16 protein-coding genes and 1 pseudogene are annotated in these 17302 nt (G+C 71.3%); 14 read left to right on the top strand and 3 right to left on the bottom strand.

From position 1 onward, the window contains the following. The 13 genes and pseudogenes from VGX25_RS32710 to VGX25_RS32650 form a co-directional block, all read left to right on the top strand. Positions 1-657, top strand: a 657-nt coding sequence (locus VGX25_RS32710) for a DUF4139 domain-containing protein (protein ID WP_326921834.1), incomplete at its 5' end; no start/stop codon positions are given. 195 nt (positions 658-852) lie between these two features. Beyond that, positions 853-990 carry a helix-turn-helix transcriptional regulator gene (locus VGX25_RS32705; RefSeq protein ID WP_326921833.1) on the top strand — a complete coding sequence of 46 codons (138 nt, stop codon included), beginning with the start codon at positions 853-855 and terminating at the stop codon, positions 988-990. A gap of 16 nt (positions 991-1006) precedes the next feature. Continuing rightward, a complete protein-coding gene (locus VGX25_RS32700) occupies positions 1007-1630 on the top strand; it encodes an acyltransferase (protein ID WP_326921832.1) in 624 nt (207 codons plus the stop codon). Positions 1631-1653: 23 nt separating this feature from the next. Further along, positions 1654-2544, top strand: a complete 891-nt coding sequence (locus tag VGX25_RS32695) for a dihydrodipicolinate synthase family protein (RefSeq protein ID WP_326921831.1) — start codon at positions 1654-1656, stop codon at positions 2542-2544. Further along, positions 2541-3542 (top strand): proline racemase family protein, encoded by a 1002-nt coding sequence (locus tag VGX25_RS32690; RefSeq protein WP_326921830.1) that lies wholly within the window; start codon positions 2541-2543, stop codon positions 3540-3542. The genes VGX25_RS32695 and VGX25_RS32690 overlap by 4 nt, the downstream gene beginning before the upstream one ends. A gap of 157 nt (positions 3543-3699) precedes the next feature. Next, complete coding sequence (locus VGX25_RS32685) at positions 3700-4356, top strand: GntR family transcriptional regulator (RefSeq protein ID WP_326921829.1); 657 nt, start codon at positions 3700-3702, stop codon at positions 4354-4356. Between the two features lie 91 nt (positions 4357-4447). After that, positions 4448-5545: an FAD-binding oxidoreductase gene (locus VGX25_RS32680; RefSeq protein WP_326921828.1), complete on the top strand. Its 1098-nt coding sequence runs from the start codon at positions 4448-4450 to the stop codon at positions 5543-5545. Continuing rightward, positions 5542-5772, top strand: a complete 231-nt coding sequence (locus VGX25_RS32675) for a (2Fe-2S)-binding protein (protein WP_326921827.1) — start codon at positions 5542-5544, stop codon at positions 5770-5772. The genes VGX25_RS32680 and VGX25_RS32675 overlap by 4 nt, the downstream gene beginning before the upstream one ends. Further along, positions 5769-7445, top strand: coding sequence for an NAD(P)/FAD-dependent oxidoreductase (locus tag VGX25_RS32670; protein WP_326921826.1), 1677 nt, complete (start codon positions 5769-5771; stop codon positions 7443-7445). The genes VGX25_RS32675 and VGX25_RS32670 overlap by 4 nt, the downstream gene beginning before the upstream one ends. Positions 7446-7449: 4 nt before the next feature. Beyond that, complete coding sequence (locus VGX25_RS32665; protein WP_326921825.1) at positions 7450-8268, top strand: TIGR02452 family protein; 819 nt, start codon at positions 7450-7452, stop codon at positions 8266-8268. Positions 8269-8356: 88 nt separating this feature from the next. After that, positions 8357-8518: pseudogene (locus VGX25_RS32660) on the top strand (ATP-binding protein); the annotation flags it as partial. A 28-nt stretch (positions 8519-8546) separates the two neighbouring features. Beyond that, entirely contained in the window at positions 8547-8753 is a 207-nt protein-coding gene (locus VGX25_RS32655; protein ID WP_326921824.1) for a LuxR C-terminal-related transcriptional regulator, read from the top strand. Positions 8754-8766: 13 nt separating this feature from the next. Further along, a complete protein-coding gene (locus tag VGX25_RS32650; protein ID WP_326921823.1) occupies positions 8767-9228 on the top strand; it encodes a DUF3574 domain-containing protein in 462 nt (153 codons plus the stop codon). Here the strand turns inward: VGX25_RS32650 and VGX25_RS32645 are convergent. The 3 genes from VGX25_RS32645 to VGX25_RS32635 all read right to left on the bottom strand — a co-directional run bounded on the left by VGX25_RS32645 (position 9225) and on the right by VGX25_RS32635 (position 13503). After that, positions 9225-9713, bottom strand: coding sequence for a GNAT family N-acetyltransferase (locus tag VGX25_RS32645; RefSeq protein ID WP_326921822.1), 489 nt, complete (start codon positions 9711-9713; stop codon positions 9225-9227). The two genes, VGX25_RS32650 and VGX25_RS32645, sit on opposite strands and share 4 nt — an antisense overlap. Before the next feature lie 61 nt (positions 9714-9774). Then, the gene (locus tag VGX25_RS32640; protein ID WP_326921821.1) at positions 9775-10935 is read right to left on the bottom strand and encodes a LuxR C-terminal-related transcriptional regulator; all 1161 of its coding nucleotides are present in this window, start codon (positions 10933-10935) and stop codon (positions 9775-9777) included. A 300-nt stretch (positions 10936-11235) separates the two neighbouring features. Continuing rightward, the gene (locus tag VGX25_RS32635) at positions 11236-13503 is read right to left on the bottom strand and encodes a peroxidase family protein (RefSeq protein ID WP_326921820.1); all 2268 of its coding nucleotides are present in this window, start codon (positions 13501-13503) and stop codon (positions 11236-11238) included. 603 nt (positions 13504-14106) lie between these two features. On the opposite strand from VGX25_RS32635, the gene VGX25_RS32630 reads away from it, so the two are divergent. Continuing rightward, on the top strand, positions 14107-16860 hold the full coding sequence (locus VGX25_RS32630) for a lectin (protein ID WP_326921819.1): 2754 nt from the start codon (positions 14107-14109) through the stop codon (positions 16858-16860). The last annotated feature ends 442 nt before the right edge of the window (positions 16861-17302 follow it).

Below are 17302 nucleotides of genomic sequence, written 5' to 3'. Positions count from 1 at the left end.
GCCGAGGTGGCCGCGGCGACCGCGAGCGTGGAGCACGGGGCGACCGCGGCCACCTACCAGCCGGCGCGCCGGATCGCCGTGCCGTCCGACGGCACCGCGCACCGCACCACGATCATGGTCGCGGAGCTGCCCAGCCGGCTGGACCACGTCACGGTGCCGCTGCGCGGACCGGAGGCGTACCTGCGGGCCACCGCGGTGAACACCTCCGAGCACACGCTGCGGCCCGGCCCCGCCGCGATCTTCCACGACACCGAGTTCGTCGGCACCACCGCGCTCGAGCCGTGGGCGCCGGGTGAGGAGGTCGAGCTGGCGCTCGGCGTGGACGACCGGGTCCGGGTCGAGCGCGAGCTGATCCGCCGCACCGCGGGCAAGGCGGTGCTCGGCGGCACCCGCCGGCACGAGGCCGCGTACAAGATCACGATCGGCAACTACGGCCCGCGGCCGGCGAGAATCACGGTCATCGACCAGATCCCGGTCTCCACCGACGACGCGATCACCGTGCGGGACGTCCAGTGCGAGCCCAAACCGGCCGAGCAGACCGATCTCGGCGAGGTCACCTGGAAACTGGAGCTCGCGCCCAACAAGACCACCGAGCTCACCATGTCCTTCCGTGTCGACGTCGCCAAGGGCGTCCAACTCTCCGGCTGGCGGGACTGACAGTTCCGCCTCTCCGGATTTCCATGCGGTTGTTGCGTTCCAGCGCATGGAGCGGTTATCGGGTTGACTGTGGCTGGGTGCCGTCACGGTCCCCTGAGGTCCCGTTGGTCGGCGCAAGACCTCAAAGCCAAGGAGCGCGCGGGTGTGTCGCTCCCCCGATCCATGCGCCGCGGATCAGCTGGTGATGACGACGTTTTGCCAAACGAGCAGATCGGCGCCCGCCCGCTCATATCCGAGCACACCGTCGACACCCACATCCGCAACATCCTGAACAAACTCGGCTTCAACTCCCGCACCCAGATCGCCGTCTGGATGGCGTCGGCCGATCGGTAGCTGCCAGGATCGGGGCATGTTGATCCGTCATCGGTCGGCCGAGCCGCGGGTGGACCCGACCGCCTATGTGGCGCCGAATGCGGTGCTGGTCGGGGATGTGCGGGTGGGGCCGCGGGCTCGGGTCATGTACGGGGCGGTGCTGGACGCCGAGGGGTCGCGGGTCGAGGTGGGCGAGTCGGTGATCGTCGCCGAGCACGCGGTGCTGCGCGCGACCGCGGTGTCCGATGTGGACGCTCCGGTGGTGGTGGGCGACCACGTGTTCGTGGGTCCACATGCGACGGTTCTGGGCGCGACGGTCGGGCGGTGCGCCTACCTGGCGGCCGGGGTGACGGTGCTGCAGCGGGCTCGGCTCGGGGCGGGGGCGAGTGTGGCGGTCCACGCGCTGGTGCATGCGCGGACCGTGCTGCCGGAGGAGTTCTTCGTGCCGCCGCACACGACGGCGATCGGGGATCCGGTGCGGGTGTTCACGCCGGATCAGGCGGCCGAGGTGGCGGAGGCGATCCGGGCGGTGGGGTTCGCGGACGCGGCGTTCGGGGTGCGGGCGGAATGGGAGGACCGGATCGCCCGGTACGAGCGGGTGGCCGAGGTGCGTTCGGCGGAGTTCGGGGCGCATGCGGAGGACGAGATCCTCCCCGAGTAGTGCCATGTGATATTTTACCGACCATGACCGCACCGATGCGGCCGTGGCACGGGGTGCTCGTGGCGACGGCGCTGCCGTTCCGGGTCGACGACCTGGCGGTGGACCTTGACCGGTACGCCGAGCACGTGCGCTGGCTGAGCGAGTCCGGCTGTCACGGCGTCGTACCGAATGGATCCCTTGGGGAGTACCAGGTTCTGACTCCCGAGGAGCGCGCGGCCGTGGTGCGCACCGCGGTCGAGGCGGCGCCGGACGGGTGCGCGGTGGTGCCGGGCGTGGGGGCGTACGGCGCGCTGGAGTCGCGGCGGTGGGCCGAGCAGGCGGCCGAGGCCGGGTGCCCGGCGGTGCTGCTGCTGCCGCCGAACTCGTACCGGGCCGACGAGCGGGCCGTGCTCGGCCACTACCGCGAGGTGGCCCGCGCCGGGCTGCCGGTGGTGGCGTACAACAATCCGTTCGACACCAAGGTGGATCTCACGCCGGAGCTGCTGGCCCGGCTGTTCAACGAGGGCCTGATCGTGGCCGTCAAGGAGTTCAGCGGGGACGTGCGCCGGGCGTACCGGCTCGCCGAGCTGGCCCCGGGCCTCGACCTCCTCGTCGGCGCCGACGACGTGCTGCTGGAGCTGGCCGTGGCCGGCGCCGTCGGCTGGGTGGCGGGCTTCCCCAACGCGCTGCCCCGGCAGTGCGTCGACCTGTACGAGGCGGCGATCGCCGGCGACCTGCCGACGGCGCTGCCCGCGTACCGGCGGCTGCATCCGTTGCTGCGCTGGGATTCCCACACCAAGTTCGTGCAGGCGATCAAGCTGTCGATGGACGTCGCCGGCCGCTACGCCGGGCCGTGCCGCCCGCCGCGCGAGCCACTGTCCGACGAGGACGCCAAGGCGATCGTCAAGGCGACCGCGGAGGTGCTGCGACAATGAGGTCCCGCAACGTCTTCCACGCGGTCGACTCGCATACCGAGGGCATGCCCACCCGGGTGATCACCGGCGGCGTCGGCGTCATCCCCGGGGACACGATGGCGGCCCGGCGGGCGTACTTCATCGAGCACCTCGACCACCTGCGCACGCTGCTGATGTACGAGCCGCGCGGGCACGCGGCGATGTCCGGGGCGATCCTGCAGCCGCCGACCCGGCCGGACGCCGACCACGGGGTGCTGTTCATCGAGGTCTCCGGAGTGCTGCCGATGTGCGGGCACGGCACGATCGGCGTGGCCACGGTGCTGGTGGAGACCGGAATGGTGCCGGTCGTCGAGCCCGTCACCACCGTGCGGCTGGACGTGCCTGCCGGGCTGGTGACCGCCGAGGTCGCCGTGCGCGACGGGCGGGCGACCGCGGTGACGATCCGCAACGTGGCGTCGTTCGCCACCGCGCTGGACGCCAAGGTCGAGGTCGCCGGGTACGGCACCGTTCGCTACGACCTGGCCTACGGCGGGAACTTCTACGCCATCGCGGCGCTCGACGAGGTGGGCCTGCCGTTCGATCGCGCCGAGCAGCAACGGATCCTGGATGCCGGACTGTCTATTATGGACTCGATCAACGCCGCCGACCCGCCGGTGCACCCGGAGGACCCGGCGATCCGCGACGTGCACGGCGTCTACTTCACCGCGCCCGGGTCCACCGCCGTCCACTCCAGACACGCGATGGTGCTGCCGCCGCGCTGGTTCGACCGTTCGCCGTGCGGCACCGGAACATCGGCCCGGATGGCCGCGCTGCACGCCCGCGGCGAGCTCGCGCTGGACACCGATTTCGTCAACGAGTCGTTCCTGGGCACACGGTTCATCGGCCGGCTGACCGGCGAGACCACCGTCGGCGGCCGGCCCGCGGTGCTCCCCACGATCACCGGGCGGGCCTGGATCACCGGCACCGCGCAGTACCTGCTGGACCCCGAGGACCCGTTCCCGGCCGGATTTCTGTTGTGAGCGGAGCTTGCGGAGCGAACCGTTCGATACTCCTGCGACTTCGAGGAACGAGAAGACGCAGGCTTGGCGGAGCTTGCGGAGCGAACCATCGGGCACTGCCCTGTCGCCGAGGCGCGATGCGACCGGATCACCAGCACCGAGCTTGCGAGGTGATGGCATGAGCGTGGAGCTGCCGAACCTGGCGGAGCGGGTCAGCCTGCGCGAGCAGGTGGCGAACGCGTTGCGGGCGGCCATGATCAGCGGTCAGCTGCAGCCCGGTGTGGTTTACTCGGCGCCGGCGCTGGCCACCACGTTCGGCGTGTCCGCCACCCCGGTCCGGGAGGCCATGCTGGACCTGGCCAAGGAGGGCCTGGTGGAAGCCGTGCGCAACCGGGGCTTCCGGGTCACCGAACTGTCCGAACGCGACCTCGACGAGCTGACCGAGCTGCGCATGCTGATCGAGGTGCCGACCACCGCACGGCTCGCCGGCCGGCTCGACCGGGCCGCGATCGCCGAGCTGCGCGAGCTGTCCGCCGCCATCGAGGCCGGCGCGGCGGCCGGCGACCTCATCGCCTACCTCGACGCCGACCGTGAGTTCCACCTCACGCTGCTCGGCCATGCCGGCAACCGGCACCTGGTCGACCTGGTCGGCGAGCTGCGGTCCAGGGCCCGGCTGTACGGGTTGGGCCGGCTGGCCGAGTCGGGCGTGCTGGTCGACTCCGCGCGCGAGCACACCACGCTGGTGGAGCTGCTCGAGCGCGGCGACCCGGACGCGGCGGAATCCCTGATCCGCCATCACATCCAGCACGTCCGCGGTAGCTGGGCGGCGCAGTGAGCGGAGCTTGCGGAGCGAACCATCAAACACTGCCCTGCCGCCGAGGAACGAGGCGGCAGGGTCTCCATCACCGAGCTTGCGAGGTGATGATTTGACGGACGTCGTGGTGATCGGCGCGGGCATCGTGGGGGCGGCGTGCGCCTACTATGCGGCCAGGACCGGGCTGTCGGTGGCGGTCGTGGACCGGGCCGGACCGGCCGCCGGCACCAGCAGCGGCGGGGAGGGCAACATCCTGCTGTCGGACAAGGAACCCGGCCCTGAGCTGGAGTTGGCGCTGCTGTCCAACCGGCTGTGGCGTGAGCTGGACATCGGTCCGATCGAGCTGGAACCCAAGGGCGGCCTCATGGTCGCCACGACCGAGGCCGCTTCGTCTAATTTGGACATGCTGATCGCCAGGCAGCGGGCGGCCGGTGTGCTGGTCGACCGGGTGGACCCGGCGGAGTACGAGCCCCGGCTGAGTCCCGAGGTGACCGGCGGCGCGTTCTACCCGCAGGATCTTCAGGTGCAGCCGATGCTCGCCACGGCCCGGCTGTTACGTGGCTTGACCGTCTATAGTGGACAGACGGTGACCGGGATCGAGACCGCGCACGGGCGGGTCGTCGCGGTGCGGACCACCGCGACGCGCATCCCGACCGGCGCGGTGGTCAACGCGGCGGGCGTGTGGGGCGGCGAGGTGGCCGGCCTTGCCGGAACTACGCTGCCGATCGCGCCGCGCCGGGGTTTCGTGCTCGTCACCGAGCCGCTGCCGGTTCTGGTGCGGCACAAGGTCTACGCGGCCGACTACCTGGCCAACGTGGCCAGCGACGATGCCGGGCTGCAGACCTCGGCGGTGGTCGAGGGCACCCGGGCGGGCACGCTGCTGATCGGGGCGAGCCGTGAGCGGGTCGGCTTCGACCGCACGTTCGCGCTGCCCGTGCTCCGCCGGCTGGCCGCGCAGGCGGTCGCGCTGTTTCCTTTCCTGGCAACGGTTCGGCTGCTGCGGGCGTACCGGGGGTTCCGCCCGTACAGCCCGGACCACCTGCCGATGATCGGCCGGGACCCGCGGGTGGCCGGGCTGCTCCATGCCTGCGGCCACGAGGGCGCCGGCATCGGCCTTGCCCCGGCCACCGGGCACCTGATCGCCCAGGAGCTGGCCGGCAAGCCCCCGGAGCTGGACCTGTCCCCGTTTCGACCGGAGCGCTTCGAATGATCACCTTTGCCGGCCGGGAGGTTCCGTTCGAGCCCGGCCAGAGCGTGGCCGCCGCGCTGATCGCGGCCGGCATCCGATCCTGGCGCACGACCCGGCACGGCGCTGCGCCGCGCGGCCTGTTCTGCGGGATCGGCGCCTGCTACGACTGCCTCGTCACGATCAACGGCCGGCCGGCGCAGCGGGCCTGCCTCGCCCTCGCCGGCGACGGCGACGTGGTCGAGCCATGACGGGCTACGACGTCGCCGTGATCGGCGCCGGCCCCGCCGGGCTGAGCGCGGCCGCCGGCGCCGCGGACGCGGGCGAGCGGGTAGTACTGCTCGACGCGGCAGTACTACCGGGTGGCCAGTACTGGCGCCATCGACAGCACTTTCCTCCGGAAAGTACTCGCTATCGGAAACTGGCCGGGGCGCTGAGCCGCGTCGACCACCGGCCCGGCACGGCGGTGTGGTTCGCCGAGCCGGGCTTCACGCTGCACACCACCACCGGGGAGATCACCGCCGCGCGGCTGATCCTGGCCACCGGCGCCCACGACCGGGTGGTCCCGTTCCCCGGCTGGGACCTGCCCGGCGTCACCACGGCCGGCGGCGCCCAGGCGCTGCTCAAGGGCCACGGCGTCCTGGTGGGCCGGCGGATCGTGGTGGCCGGCACCGGCCCGTTCCTGCTGCCCGTCGCCGCCACCCTCGCCCGCGCCGGCGCCCGGGTGGTGGGGGTGTTCGAGGCCAACCACCCGCTCCGGATGGCCCGCCACTTCACGCTGCCGCCGGCCAAGCTCGCCGAGGCCGCCCGCTACGCCGCCACCTTCGCCCGGCACCGGATCCCTTACCACACCGGGAAAATCGTGGTGGCCGCCCATGGGAAAGGAGAAGTAGAGGGGGTGACCGTGGCCCCGGCGCACAGCGGGAAGATCGTGGCGGCGCACGGTGACGGTGAAGCAGACGGGGCGGGAAAGGCACCCGGGTCCGGCCGGCGCATCGAGGGAGCCGCGCACGGCGAAGTCGAGGGGGCGAGCGGAGCGGCCGCGCACCACGACGACAAGAGGGACAGGGGGTGGGGGGCGGCCGCGCACGGCGGGAAGATCGCGGCCGCGCACGGCGACCGAGCGGGAGACGGGGGCCACAGGGCAGCCGGGCAGGGCCGGCGGATCGAGGGAGCCGCGCACGGCGAAGTCGAGAGGGCGAGCGGAGCGGCCGCGCACCACGACGACAAGAGGGACGGGGGCCGCGGGGCGGCCGCGCACGGCGACGACTGGGCGGGTGGGCGTGGCCGGAAGGGCAGTGCCGGGGTTCGGCGGGTTGCGTGCGATGCGCTCGCCGTTGGGTATGGGTTTGTGCCGGCGATCGAGTTGGCGACGCTGCTCGGGTGTGCGACGCGGATGGACGGCGACGGGAACCTGGTGGTGGCCGTCGATGAGGCGCAGCGGACGTCGGTGCCGGGGGTGTGGGCGGCCGGGGAGATCACCGGGGTGGGTGGGGCCGATCTTGCGATGGTGGAGGGGGCGATCGCCGGGCTCGGGCGGGTGCCGCCGGGGCTGGCCCGCCGCCGGGCCCGGTTGCGCCGGTTCGCCGCGGCGCTGCACGCCGAGTATCCGGTGCCGGGGGGATGGGCGGAGCACCTTCGGGAGGACACGACCGTGTGCCGGTGTGAGGAGGTGCCGTTCCGCACGGTTCGGGAGGCGGTGGCGGAGCTGGGCGCCGTCGACGCGCGGACGGTGAAGTTGCTCAGCCGCACCGGGATGGGCTGGTGCCAGGGGCGGATGTGCGGGTTCGCGGTGGCCTGCCTGACGGCCCGGCTGCGTGACCGGCCGGTCACCGAGGCCGACCTGGCGGCGTTCGCCCACCGGCCGTTCGCGGCGCCGATCACCCTTGGCGAGCTCGCGGCCGGTGCGGATTTGATCGAATAGGGGCATGAGCCGGCAACAACGGGCCGAGATCGCCCAGCAGACCGACCTGATCGTCCGCGAGGGGAAGTATCGCACGCCCGCGGGTGTCGAGGTCACGATCGCCGACGCCGTGGCGAGCGCGGTGCGCGGCACCGTGCTGCTCCTTGCGGAGCAGATCCCGAACGGTGAGGCGCCCGCCGCCGGACCGACCCGCATCGACGTGACCGACGAGTCGACCCTGTCGGCCGCGCGGCGGCTGGCCGAGGCGGCGCCGGATCCGGTGGCCTGCCTGAACTTCGCGTCGGCACGCAAGCCGGGCGGCGGCTACCGGTCGGGCGCGCAGGCGCAGGAGGAGAGCCTGGCCCGGTCGTCGGCGCTGGCCGCGTGCCTGTCCGCGGCGCCGGAGTTCTACACCGTCCACAACGGCAACGGCGACGCCCGGTACACCGACCGGGTCATCTACTCCCCCGGCGTCCCGGTGTTCCGCGACGACACCGGCGGCCTGCTGCACCGCCCGTACCGGGTGGCGTTCCTGACCGCGGCGGCCCCGAACGCGGCGGCGATCACCGATCCGGAGCAGCTCGCCGAGGTGCCGGAGATCCTGCGACGCCGGGCCGGCACGGTCCTCGCGGTGGCCCGGCGGTACGGGCACCGCAGGCTGGTGCTCGGCGCCTGGGGCTGCGGCGTGTTCGGCAACGACCCGGCGACGGTGGCCGGCGCGTTCGGCGCGCTGCTCGGCACGGGCGGCCCGTTCGCCGGCAGCTTCGCCCACGTCGTGTTCGCCATCCTGGACGACCCGTCCGGCCAGCGGGTGTCGGCGTTCCGCGGCGCGTTCGCGACCTAGAGTTGTCGGGTGGGCTCGAGGCTGGTCGGGCGAGGGGCGGAGGTCGCGGCGCTGCGCCGCGCGGTCGACGGGGCCGCACGGGTCCGGCCGCACGGTGCTGATCTCCGGCCAGGCCGGCATCGGAAAGTCCCGCCTGGCCGCCGAGATCCTTGCCATCGCAAGGGATCGCGGGTTCGCCACGCTAGAGGGCGGGCGCACGCCCTGCACACCGGCCCCTATCGTGGAGGCGCTGCGCCCGTACACGGCCGATGGCGCCCGCGCCGCCGTGACCGGCTGCCTTGCGGTGTTCGACGCGGCCGGCGCCGTGCCGTGGGCCGCCGGCGCGCCACGCGCTCGGTGTCCGGGTCGCGACCGGCCGGCGCACCGGCCCGCTCAGCGAGCGCACCGTGGAAACCCACCTGCGCAACAGTTACGCCCGGCTGCGCCTGTCCTCCCGGGTGGCGCTGGCCCGGTGGGCGGTGTCCGAGGGCGCCGGCGAAGGCTGACAGACTCGCCGTCATGTCGAAGCTCACCAGCGCCAAGTTGGCCATCGTCGCCCCACTCGTCGCCGTTCTCGGCCTCACCACCGCCGCCACCACGACCGCGGCCCAGCCGCGGCAGGAACCGGCCGCCGCCGTGGCGACCGCGGCCGCGCCGGGTCGGCTCTGGCACCGCACGGAGCTCTACTTCGGACTGAGCCGGCCCGGCGGCGAGGTCACCGAGCAGGAGTTCCAGCAGTTCGTGGACGTCGAGGTGACCAAGCGGTTCCCGGACGGCCTGACCCTGCTCAGCGGTCAGGGCCAGTTCCAGGGCGGCAACGGTGTGGTGATCAAGGAGCGGTCCAAGCTGCTGATCCTGCTCTACCCGCTGACCGACCGCGCGGCCGACGGCGAGATCGAGGAGATCCGCCGGGCCTACAAGGACCGGTTCGAGCAGGAGTCCGTGCTGCGCGTGGACGCCCTCGAGCGGGTGTCGTTCTAGAGCTTGCGGTACATGACGTGCAGCCCGACGTACCCCTTGACCGGGTGGTGGAAGGCCTCGGGCACGGTGCCGACGATCTCGAAGCCGAGCGACCGCCACAGGGCGACCGCGCGGGTGTTGGCCTCCACCACGGCGTTGAACTGCATCGCGCGGTAGCCCTTGGCCCGCGCCAGGTCCAGGACGTACTCGCCGAGCGCCCGGCCCACCCCTTGGCCGGAGTGGGCCGGGTCGACCATGAAGCTGGCGGTGGCGACGTGTGCGCCGGGGCCGCCCTGGTTGGGGTGCGTCTTGGCCGAGCCGATCACGGTTGCGTCGCGCTCCACGGCGACGACGGTGCGCCCCGGCGGATCCAGCATCCAGATCTCCCGCCCCCGGTCCGAGGTCGTGTCCCGGTCGTAGGCGTAGGTCTCCCCCGCGGCGACGATCTGGTGGAAGAACGGCCAGATGGCCGGCCAGTCGTCGGCGGTCGCGTCGCGGATCTCCACGCCGGCAGCATGACAGAGCCGGCTCGGTTGGGGCGAGCCGGCTCTGCCGTCGAAGTCGAAGTCAGGGTAACGGGGTCGGGGTCGGGGTGCGAGCGGCGGGGATCAGATCGAGTAGCCCGAGCGCGTGTGCGGCCGCGAGGGCCCCGGGTCTGTTCCGGGCGCCGAGCTTTCTGAACAGTCTCGCCTGGGTGTTCTCGACGGTCTTCTCGGCGATCCCGAGCGCCCTCGCGGTCAGCCGGACGGTGTGCCCGTTGGCGATCGAGCGCAGGATGTCGCACTCCCGGGAGGTCAGCTCCGGCAGGCCCGGCGAGGACCCGCCGGACGGCATCCGCACGGCGTCGAGCAGGGCGCCGGCCGCGCTCTCCTCGATCGTCAGGTAGCCGTGGGTGGCCAGGGTCAGCGCCGGCACCAGGTCGGTGCCGACCCGCTCGGCGGTCACCACGGTGAGCGCCCCGCGCAGCAGCGCGCTGAGCACCTCGGCCCGTGGCGGCGGGGTGCTGCGCACCAGCGCGACCGGCAGCCCGGCATCCCAGCCGTTGGGCCAGTCGCTCGGCGCCGGGTCCACCAGGACCACGAACACCGACTCGGAGCCCTCGCCCTCGGTCGGCCGGGGGTGGCTGGCGTCCACCTCGGTGGCCACCGAGATGCCGCCGGCCAGCAGCGTGGCGGCCACCCGGTCCCTCGTCGGTCCCGCTGCGCCGCGCAGCACCGCGACCATGGGGCCCAGCGGCCGGCCGTTGGTGGCCGGCGCGCGCACCGCGGGGCGGCTGATGATGCCGAGCGCCGTCGCCCGCGCCACCACCTGGCACTGGCTGGCCACCTCCAGCTTGCGGTAGATCCGCCGCTTGGCGTTGGCCACCGCCGAGGTGCTGATGTCCAGCAGCTGGGCGATCTTGTTGGCCGTGTGCCCGGCGCTGAGCAGGGAGATGATCTTCCCTTCCTGCTCGGTCAGGCCCTCGTCCACGCCGGTGCGCACCGGGTGGTTGCGGTACGTGGTCACGTAGCGCTGCAGCACGACGAGCAACGCGTCCAGCCCGTGCGAGCAGGGCAGCAGCGTGTCGACGCCGAGCTGCCACAGCGCGCCGAGCTCGGACGACGACAGCCGCTCGTAGACCACGACCAGCCTGGCCAGGTCGACGCATTCCTTCAGCCGCTTCATGACGTGCTGGTCGGTACCGATGCCACCGCCGACGTCGACCAGCACGACGTCAGGATGTTGCAACTCGCAAAGCATCGGCAGGTCATCGAGATCGGCAACGCTACCCACGACGGCATACTCGGGACGCGCCTCCAGGCAACCGGCGAGGGCGTCTCTGAATAGCCGACGCGGAGAGCGGAGCGCTACACGGATCATGTAACACCTACCCCTATGCGCCTGGCACTCCCCTCCCCGACTTACTCATTGTGGTACTGCGACCACATGTTGCAACAGGCCCTAGGGGATTTATTGATGGTCTAGACCACGTGACATAGCCGGTCCCCGGCTCTCACCAGGGACCGGCCAGGTCATGCCAGTTTTCTATTAGGCGATGGAACACACCGTGGTGTTCACACTGAACCGGTCAGGTCTGTCGTTGCGCACCCCGTTCCAGGTCGAGGTGAACCCCACATCGACCAGGGTCTGGCCCGGTGCCAGCACCGCGTTCCAACTGGCGTTGCTGGCCGGGACTCTGACGCCGTTCTGTTCGACCACCCCGTTCCACAGCTGGGTGATCTGCTGACCCTCGTCGAAGTCGAACCGCAGCACCCAGTTGTTCAGCGGCACGGATCCGGTGTTGGTGATCGACATGTCCGCCTGGAAGCCGGTGTTCCACTGGTTGACGATCCGGTACGTGACCCGGCAGCTGGTCGGCGGCACGAACCCGCGGTCGAAGAACACGTTGGGCGGCAGCTCGGCCCGCGCGACCCCGGTGTTCGACGAGATGATGTCGCCGAGGCTGCGCCGGAAGTCGATCCCGTACAGGTTCCGGATCTCGGTCAGACCCGGGTCGTTGCCGTAGAAGAACCGGTCGCCGTCGCGGAGCCGGGTGAACTCGCGCGTCCAGATGGCCCGTTGCAACTCACCGAGGTCGCTGCCCGAGGCGTGCCGCTCGGCTAGCGCACCCACGAACGCGTCCACATTGTTCACGTTGCCGCCATAAATGGCCGACAGCCGCGCGGCCAGTGGGGCACCCCGGCGGAAGTTGACCGGGTCGGCTTCCAGGGCGTCCGGGTCGTTCCGGTCGACCTCGAGGCCGAAGTTGTCGGTCAGGCTGGGGAAGGCCAGGCTGTCCGGGTCGTCGGGGCCGGTGCCCGACGGGAACGACGAGCTCGACTCCCCGGTGATCTGCGTGAACGACGTCCGCGCCGGCAACCCGTAGGCCTGCCGCAGCTGGTTGTACGACGGCATGCCATGGTCGCGGCCCCGCTCGACGTCGATCGCGCCGAGGTCGACCACGGCGTCGAAGCACTCGGGCAGGCCCGCGCCGTCCAGGCACTCCGGGTTGCCGGAGACCGGGATCTGGAACAGCACGCTGCGCAGCTGGTTGTCGATCATCTCGTCGTTCTTGTACTGCGGCTCGCCGCCGATGCTGCTCAGCAGCTCGTCGAGACCGATGGCCGGGACCAGGTCGGGGTTGAAGAAGCCGCGGTTGAGCGGGATGACCAGCTCGACCTCGTCGCCATCCTGGACGACCTCGATGCCCTGGGCCTCGAAGGCGTCGAGCTGTGCCTGGGTGTAGCGACCCGCTTCGGCCGCGACCTCCATCTCGCCGTGGATCATGCTGTGCACCCGGTAGCCGACCGTCGCGAACTCATTGCTGAGGGTCGCATCGACGTTGTTCTTGTAGCCGGTGTACGCGGGCAGGTTGACGCCCATGGCCGGCAACCACTCGTTGTACGTGACGAACTGCTGCTCGGCGATGACCACCCGGCGGGCGATCTGGAACCGCTCCTCCTGGCTGAGGGAGGTCGGCAGGGCGTTGACGATCCGGTTGTGCTCGCGCGCGAAGAGCGTGTGCGCGGCGGTGAGGAAAAGGTTCTCGTTGGCCCGCACATCGCCGGCGACCATCGCCCGGTTCGGGGTGGCCCGCAGGATGCCGTCGATCTCCATCACCGGCGCGGTCGAGGCGTTACCGCGGGCGTCGCGCCGGGGCAGGAAGTTGTTCTGCAGCAGCAGCCGGGCGCCGTTGTTGGTCGGGTTGCCGTCGACCGTGCCCTCCCGCAGCCAGTCAAGACGCTGGTTGGTGCCGCCGTAGACGGCGTGCGCGTCGATGTACGAGCTGACCGTGTTGACCTGCTGGCGAGGGTTGTTCACCCCGGTGCCGGGCGCCGGGAAGGAGCGTACGAAGCCGATGTTGCCGATGTCGTTCTCGAACTCCTCGAGCGGGTCGTTGGCGTTGAACGGGATGTTGCGGACCTCGCCGTCGGGGTCGGTCGCCAGGCGACCCTCCCGCAGACCGAAGGTGTGGTCGAGGAACTGACCCCACGTCCAGCCCCAGGCCGAGACCTGGCGCTCGGAGAAGACGTTCTGGGCGACGTCGTTGAACACCCGGTTGCTGATGAACCGCGAGTTCGGCCCGGCGACGGGCTGGCTGCGCCCGTCGGCGTACCGCGCCGCGGCCACCCGTGAGTACGGCCGGTTGCCCTGGCCCCAGGTGGGGTTGGCGACGTTGTTGCCGCTGCCGTCCAGGCTCTGGATCGGGATGGCGAGCACGCCGACATCGCCGGCGGCGCCCCCCTCCTCCACGCCGAAGGCACTCCCGCTGCTGGCAAACGCCGGCGCGACGGCGAGCGCGACGGCGGCGGACATGATGAGTAGGGGGTTCCGGCGTCTGACCGCTCCGACCGGTCTGCGCGAGGAACTGAATTGAATCTTCACATCATTCCTCTCCGTCAGCATTCGCCGCCGAGCCACGCCGACGCCGCGGGGGGCGTCCGGTGAGTCGGCGACAAATCGAGACTATTCGGGCATTAAAGGCAGGGAATCATGGCAAGCTCGTTGGGGGAAGCTGCCATAAACAGGCCCAAGCGCACTCCGAATCGCTCGCTTCGGTCTCACCTGACCAGTGGGCGACACTGGGCAAACGAGTATTGAGGCGAGGCCCCGCCAGGGGTATTTTCGGCACCTGCGGCAATCCTGGTCCGACTCCAAACAACGGTCAATAGAGTGCCGACACCCATTTCCCTTGGGGGTGGTTTAAAGCAAACCCCTGGGGGTTTCCTGCCAAATCGGGGTGTTCGCCCGCCGGCCCGGCCGCCGTTGACAACGCTGTCTTGCTCCTGACAAAACAAGCCGAGTCGCTGCGCCAAGCGGGCGAAACGGCCTTTGAGCGCTTCCCCGTCCGGCCGTGTCCCTGGAATGATGCGGCTTCGACAACGTTGTCAACCCGCTCCTTCCCTGCAGGAGTCCGCCATGCACCGGTCCCGGGTATTCGCCACCCTTCTCGCCGCCGGCACGGCGCTCGCCACCGTCGTGGCGCCGGCCGCGGCCACCGCCCAACAAGCCACCGCGGTCGTCATCGACGACCCCGCGCAGTACGTGAACCCGCTCGTCGGCACCAAACCGGGCGGACCGGACTTCGGTCACGGCGGCGGCGCCGGCAATACCTTCCCCGGCGCGGACGCGCCATTCGGGATGCTGCAGTGGAGCCCGGACACCGTGACGCACCAGCACGGCGGCTACCACTACGACGACAACCGGATCAAGGGCTTCAGTTTGACCCATTTGTCCGGTCCCGGCTGCAGCGACTTCGGCAACATCCCGTTCCTGCCGACGCTGGGCGCCAGCCCGGTCAGCCACTACACGTTCTCGCACGCCAACGAGTCGGCCTCGCCGGGCTACTACTCGGTCGCGTTCGACAACACCCTGCGGACCGAGCTCACCACGACCACGCGCTCCGGCATGGCCCGGATCACCTACCCGGCTGGCCAGCGGGCGTCGCTGTCGGTCGACGCGGCCAAGGCGTTCAACGCGGCCAGCGGCTCGATCACGATCGGCACGAACACGCTGTCCGGATTCACCGACAGCGGCGGCTTCTGCGGCGCCGGAAACCGCTACCGGCTGTACTTCCACGCCGTGTTCGACCGGCCGTTCGCCACGGCGGGTGTGGCCGGCGCCGACGGCACGGTGGACCCGTCCCGGCGCTCGATCGAGGGCAGCAGCCGCGGAACCGTGCCGGCGGCGCCGAAGACCGCCGCCGCACAGTCCGGTGTGGACACCCGGAGGGCGCCGTCACCGGAGGCGTCGACGAGCGATGTCGAACCCCTTGCGGCGGCGGCCTTCGTGTCGTTCGACACCAGCGTCAGCCGCACCGTCACGGCCCGGGTCGGCATCTCGTTCGTCAGCGTCGACGGCGCAAGGGTGAACCTGGAGACCGAGCAGGGAAACCGCGGCTTCGACGAGGTCCGGGCCGGCGCCAGGGCGGCCTGGAACGGGCTGCTCGGGCGGATCGCGGTGTCCGGCGGCACCGACCAGCAGCGCCGGGTGCTGTACTCGAACCTGTACCACTCCCTGTTGCACCCCAACGTGTTCAGCGACACCGACGGGCGCTACATCGGGTTCGACGGGCGGATCCACACCGTCGCGGCCGGGCACGTGCAGTACGCCAACTACTCCGGCTGGGACGTCTACCGCTCGCAGGTCCAGCTCGTGGCCCTGCTCGTGCCGGACCGGGCGGCCGACATCGCCCAGTCGGCGATCAACCAGGCCACCCAGGGCGGCTACCAGGACCGCTGGACGGTGGCCAACGGCGGCACCGGCGTGATGGTCGGCGATCCCCTGTCGATCATCGTGGCCACCATGTACGCGTTCGGCGGCACCGGGTTCGACGCGGCGGCCGGGCTGCAGCGGATGATCACCGGCAGCCACGACGGCCGGCAGCGACCCGGCTTCGGCCAGTACGACTCGATCGGCTACGTGCCGACCGGCACCGGCGGCGTGTGGGGCTCCGCGGCCACGACGCTGGAGTACACCAGCGCCGACTTCGCCGTGTCGGCGTTCGCCCGGCGGCTCGGCGACACCGCCACCGCCGAGTCGTACCTGCGCCGCGCGCAGAACTGGCGCAACCTGTTCGAGTCGGGCAACAAGTACATTCAGCCGCGCAATGCCGACACCACGTTCCCGCCGTTCAGCCCCAGCCAGCAGAACGAGTACGTGGAGGGCAACGCCGCGCAGTACACCTGGATGGCGCCGCACAACTACCGCGGGCTGTTCGACGCGATGGGCGGCAACGCGGCCGTGCTGCCCCGGCTGGACACGTTCTTCACCGAGCTGAACGCCGGCGGCGCGCGGCCGTACGCCTACCTCGGCAACGAGCCCAGCCTGGAGACCCCGTGGGCCTACGCGTACGCCGGCGCCCCGTACAAGACGCAGGACGTGGTGCGGCGGGCGCTGACCACGATCTTCAAGGCGACGCCCGACGGGTACGTGGGCAACGACGACCTCGGCCAGATGTCGTCCTGGGCGGTGTGGGCCGCGCTCGGCATGTACCCGGAGGTGCCGGGCCGCGCCGAGCTGGTGCTGGCCAGCCCGCAGTTCCCGGCGATCACGATCACCCGCGGCAACGGCGTCACGATCGACATCACCGCGCCCAACGCGTCGGACACGGTGAAGTACGTGCAAAGCCTGACCGTCGACGGCGCCGCGTCGACGCGGCCGTGGCTGCCGGAGTCGTTCGTCGCCGGCGGCGGCACCCTCGGCTTCACGCTGTCGGTCACACCCAACCCGTCCTGGGGCAGCGCACCCGCCGACGCCCCGCCGTCGTTCGACGTCGGCCCGGTCCCGCCGCGCACCGGCCCGGTCGTCGGCCTTGCCGGCAAATGCGTGGACGTCGACCAGGGCAGCACGGCCAACGGCACGAAGATCCAGATCTGGGACTGCAACGGCAGCGCCGCGCAGCAGTGGACCCTGGCCTCGGACGGAAGTGTCCGAGCATTGGGCAAATGCATGGACGTCGACCACAGCGGCCGCACCAACGGCACGAAAATCCACCTGTGGGACTGCAACGGCACCGGCGCCCAGCAATGGTGGCCCCGCCCCGGCGGAGCGCTGGTGAACCCGCCGTCCGGCAAATGCCTCGACGTGCCCAACAGCAACACCACCAACGGCACCCAGCTCCAGATCTACACCTGCAACGCCACCGGCGCCCAAACCTGGCGCCTCCCATAACCACCCGCCGGCCCGGTATCCGGCCGCCCGGTTCGCCCCGGCGGGCGTGGGGAAGCGTGCGAGCAATGGCGTGCTCGGCGACTTCTGCCAGGTCGATGCCGTGCGTAGGACCGGCGGGCGACGAGCAGGACCCTCCGCTGCCGGATGCGCGCGGCCCTAGCCTCGATCTTTCATGTGGGCGTTGGGTGAGGTGCTGAGGGTTGGTTTGGCGTGCGTGTTTCCGTTGGGGTGGGGCGGTTTCCGGCGCTGGGTCCGCCGGTTCTCCGGTTCCTTGTCGTAGGTTCGGGGTGGCTGGTTCAGGTGGGTTGGAGCGCGGCGTATCCGGTGTCGATGAGGTGGTTCCAGGGCCAGTCGCGGGGTAGTCGCAGTCGTTGTCTGCGGCCAGTGCGGATGATGCGTCCGGCGACGGCGAGGACGCGCAATCGTAGTCGTTTGGGTTCCC

This window comes from Actinophytocola sp., assembly GCF_035942955.1.
Taxonomy (GTDB): Bacteria; Actinomycetota; Actinomycetes; order Mycobacteriales; family Pseudonocardiaceae; genus DASYTH01.
This window is presented reverse-complemented; position numbering and strand designations above follow the sequence as displayed.

Bases quoted from the DNA above. Each gene is read 5' to 3' on its own strand.
- VGX25_RS32665 (WP_326921825.1), top strand. From the start codon at position 7,450: ATGAGCCGGCAACAACGGGCCGAGATCGCCCAGCAGACCGACCTGATC.
- VGX25_RS32650 (WP_326921823.1), top strand. From the start codon at position 8,767: ATGTCGAAGCTCACCAGCGCCAAGTTGGCCATCGTCGCCCCACTCGTC.
- VGX25_RS32690 (WP_326921830.1), top strand. From the start codon at position 2,541: ATGAGGTCCCGCAACGTCTTCCACGCGGTCGACTCGCATACCGAGGGC.
- VGX25_RS32695 (WP_326921831.1), top strand. From the start codon at position 1,654: ATGACCGCACCGATGCGGCCGTGGCACGGGGTGCTCGTGGCGACGGCG.
- VGX25_RS32700 (WP_326921832.1), top strand. From the start codon at position 1,007: ATGTTGATCCGTCATCGGTCGGCCGAGCCGCGGGTGGACCCGACCGCC.
- VGX25_RS32635 (WP_326921820.1), bottom strand. From the start codon at position 13,503: ATGTCCGCCGCCGTCGCGCTCGCCGTCGCGCCGGCGTTTGCCAGCAGC.
- VGX25_RS32670 (WP_326921826.1), top strand. From the start codon at position 5,769: ATGACGGGCTACGACGTCGCCGTGATCGGCGCCGGCCCCGCCGGGCTG.
- VGX25_RS32685 (WP_326921829.1), top strand. From the start codon at position 3,700: ATGAGCGTGGAGCTGCCGAACCTGGCGGAGCGGGTCAGCCTGCGCGAG.
- VGX25_RS32630 (WP_326921819.1), top strand. From the start codon at position 14,107: ATGCACCGGTCCCGGGTATTCGCCACCCTTCTCGCCGCCGGCACGGCG.
- VGX25_RS32675 (WP_326921827.1), top strand. From the start codon at position 5,542: ATGATCACCTTTGCCGGCCGGGAGGTTCCGTTCGAGCCCGGCCAGAGC.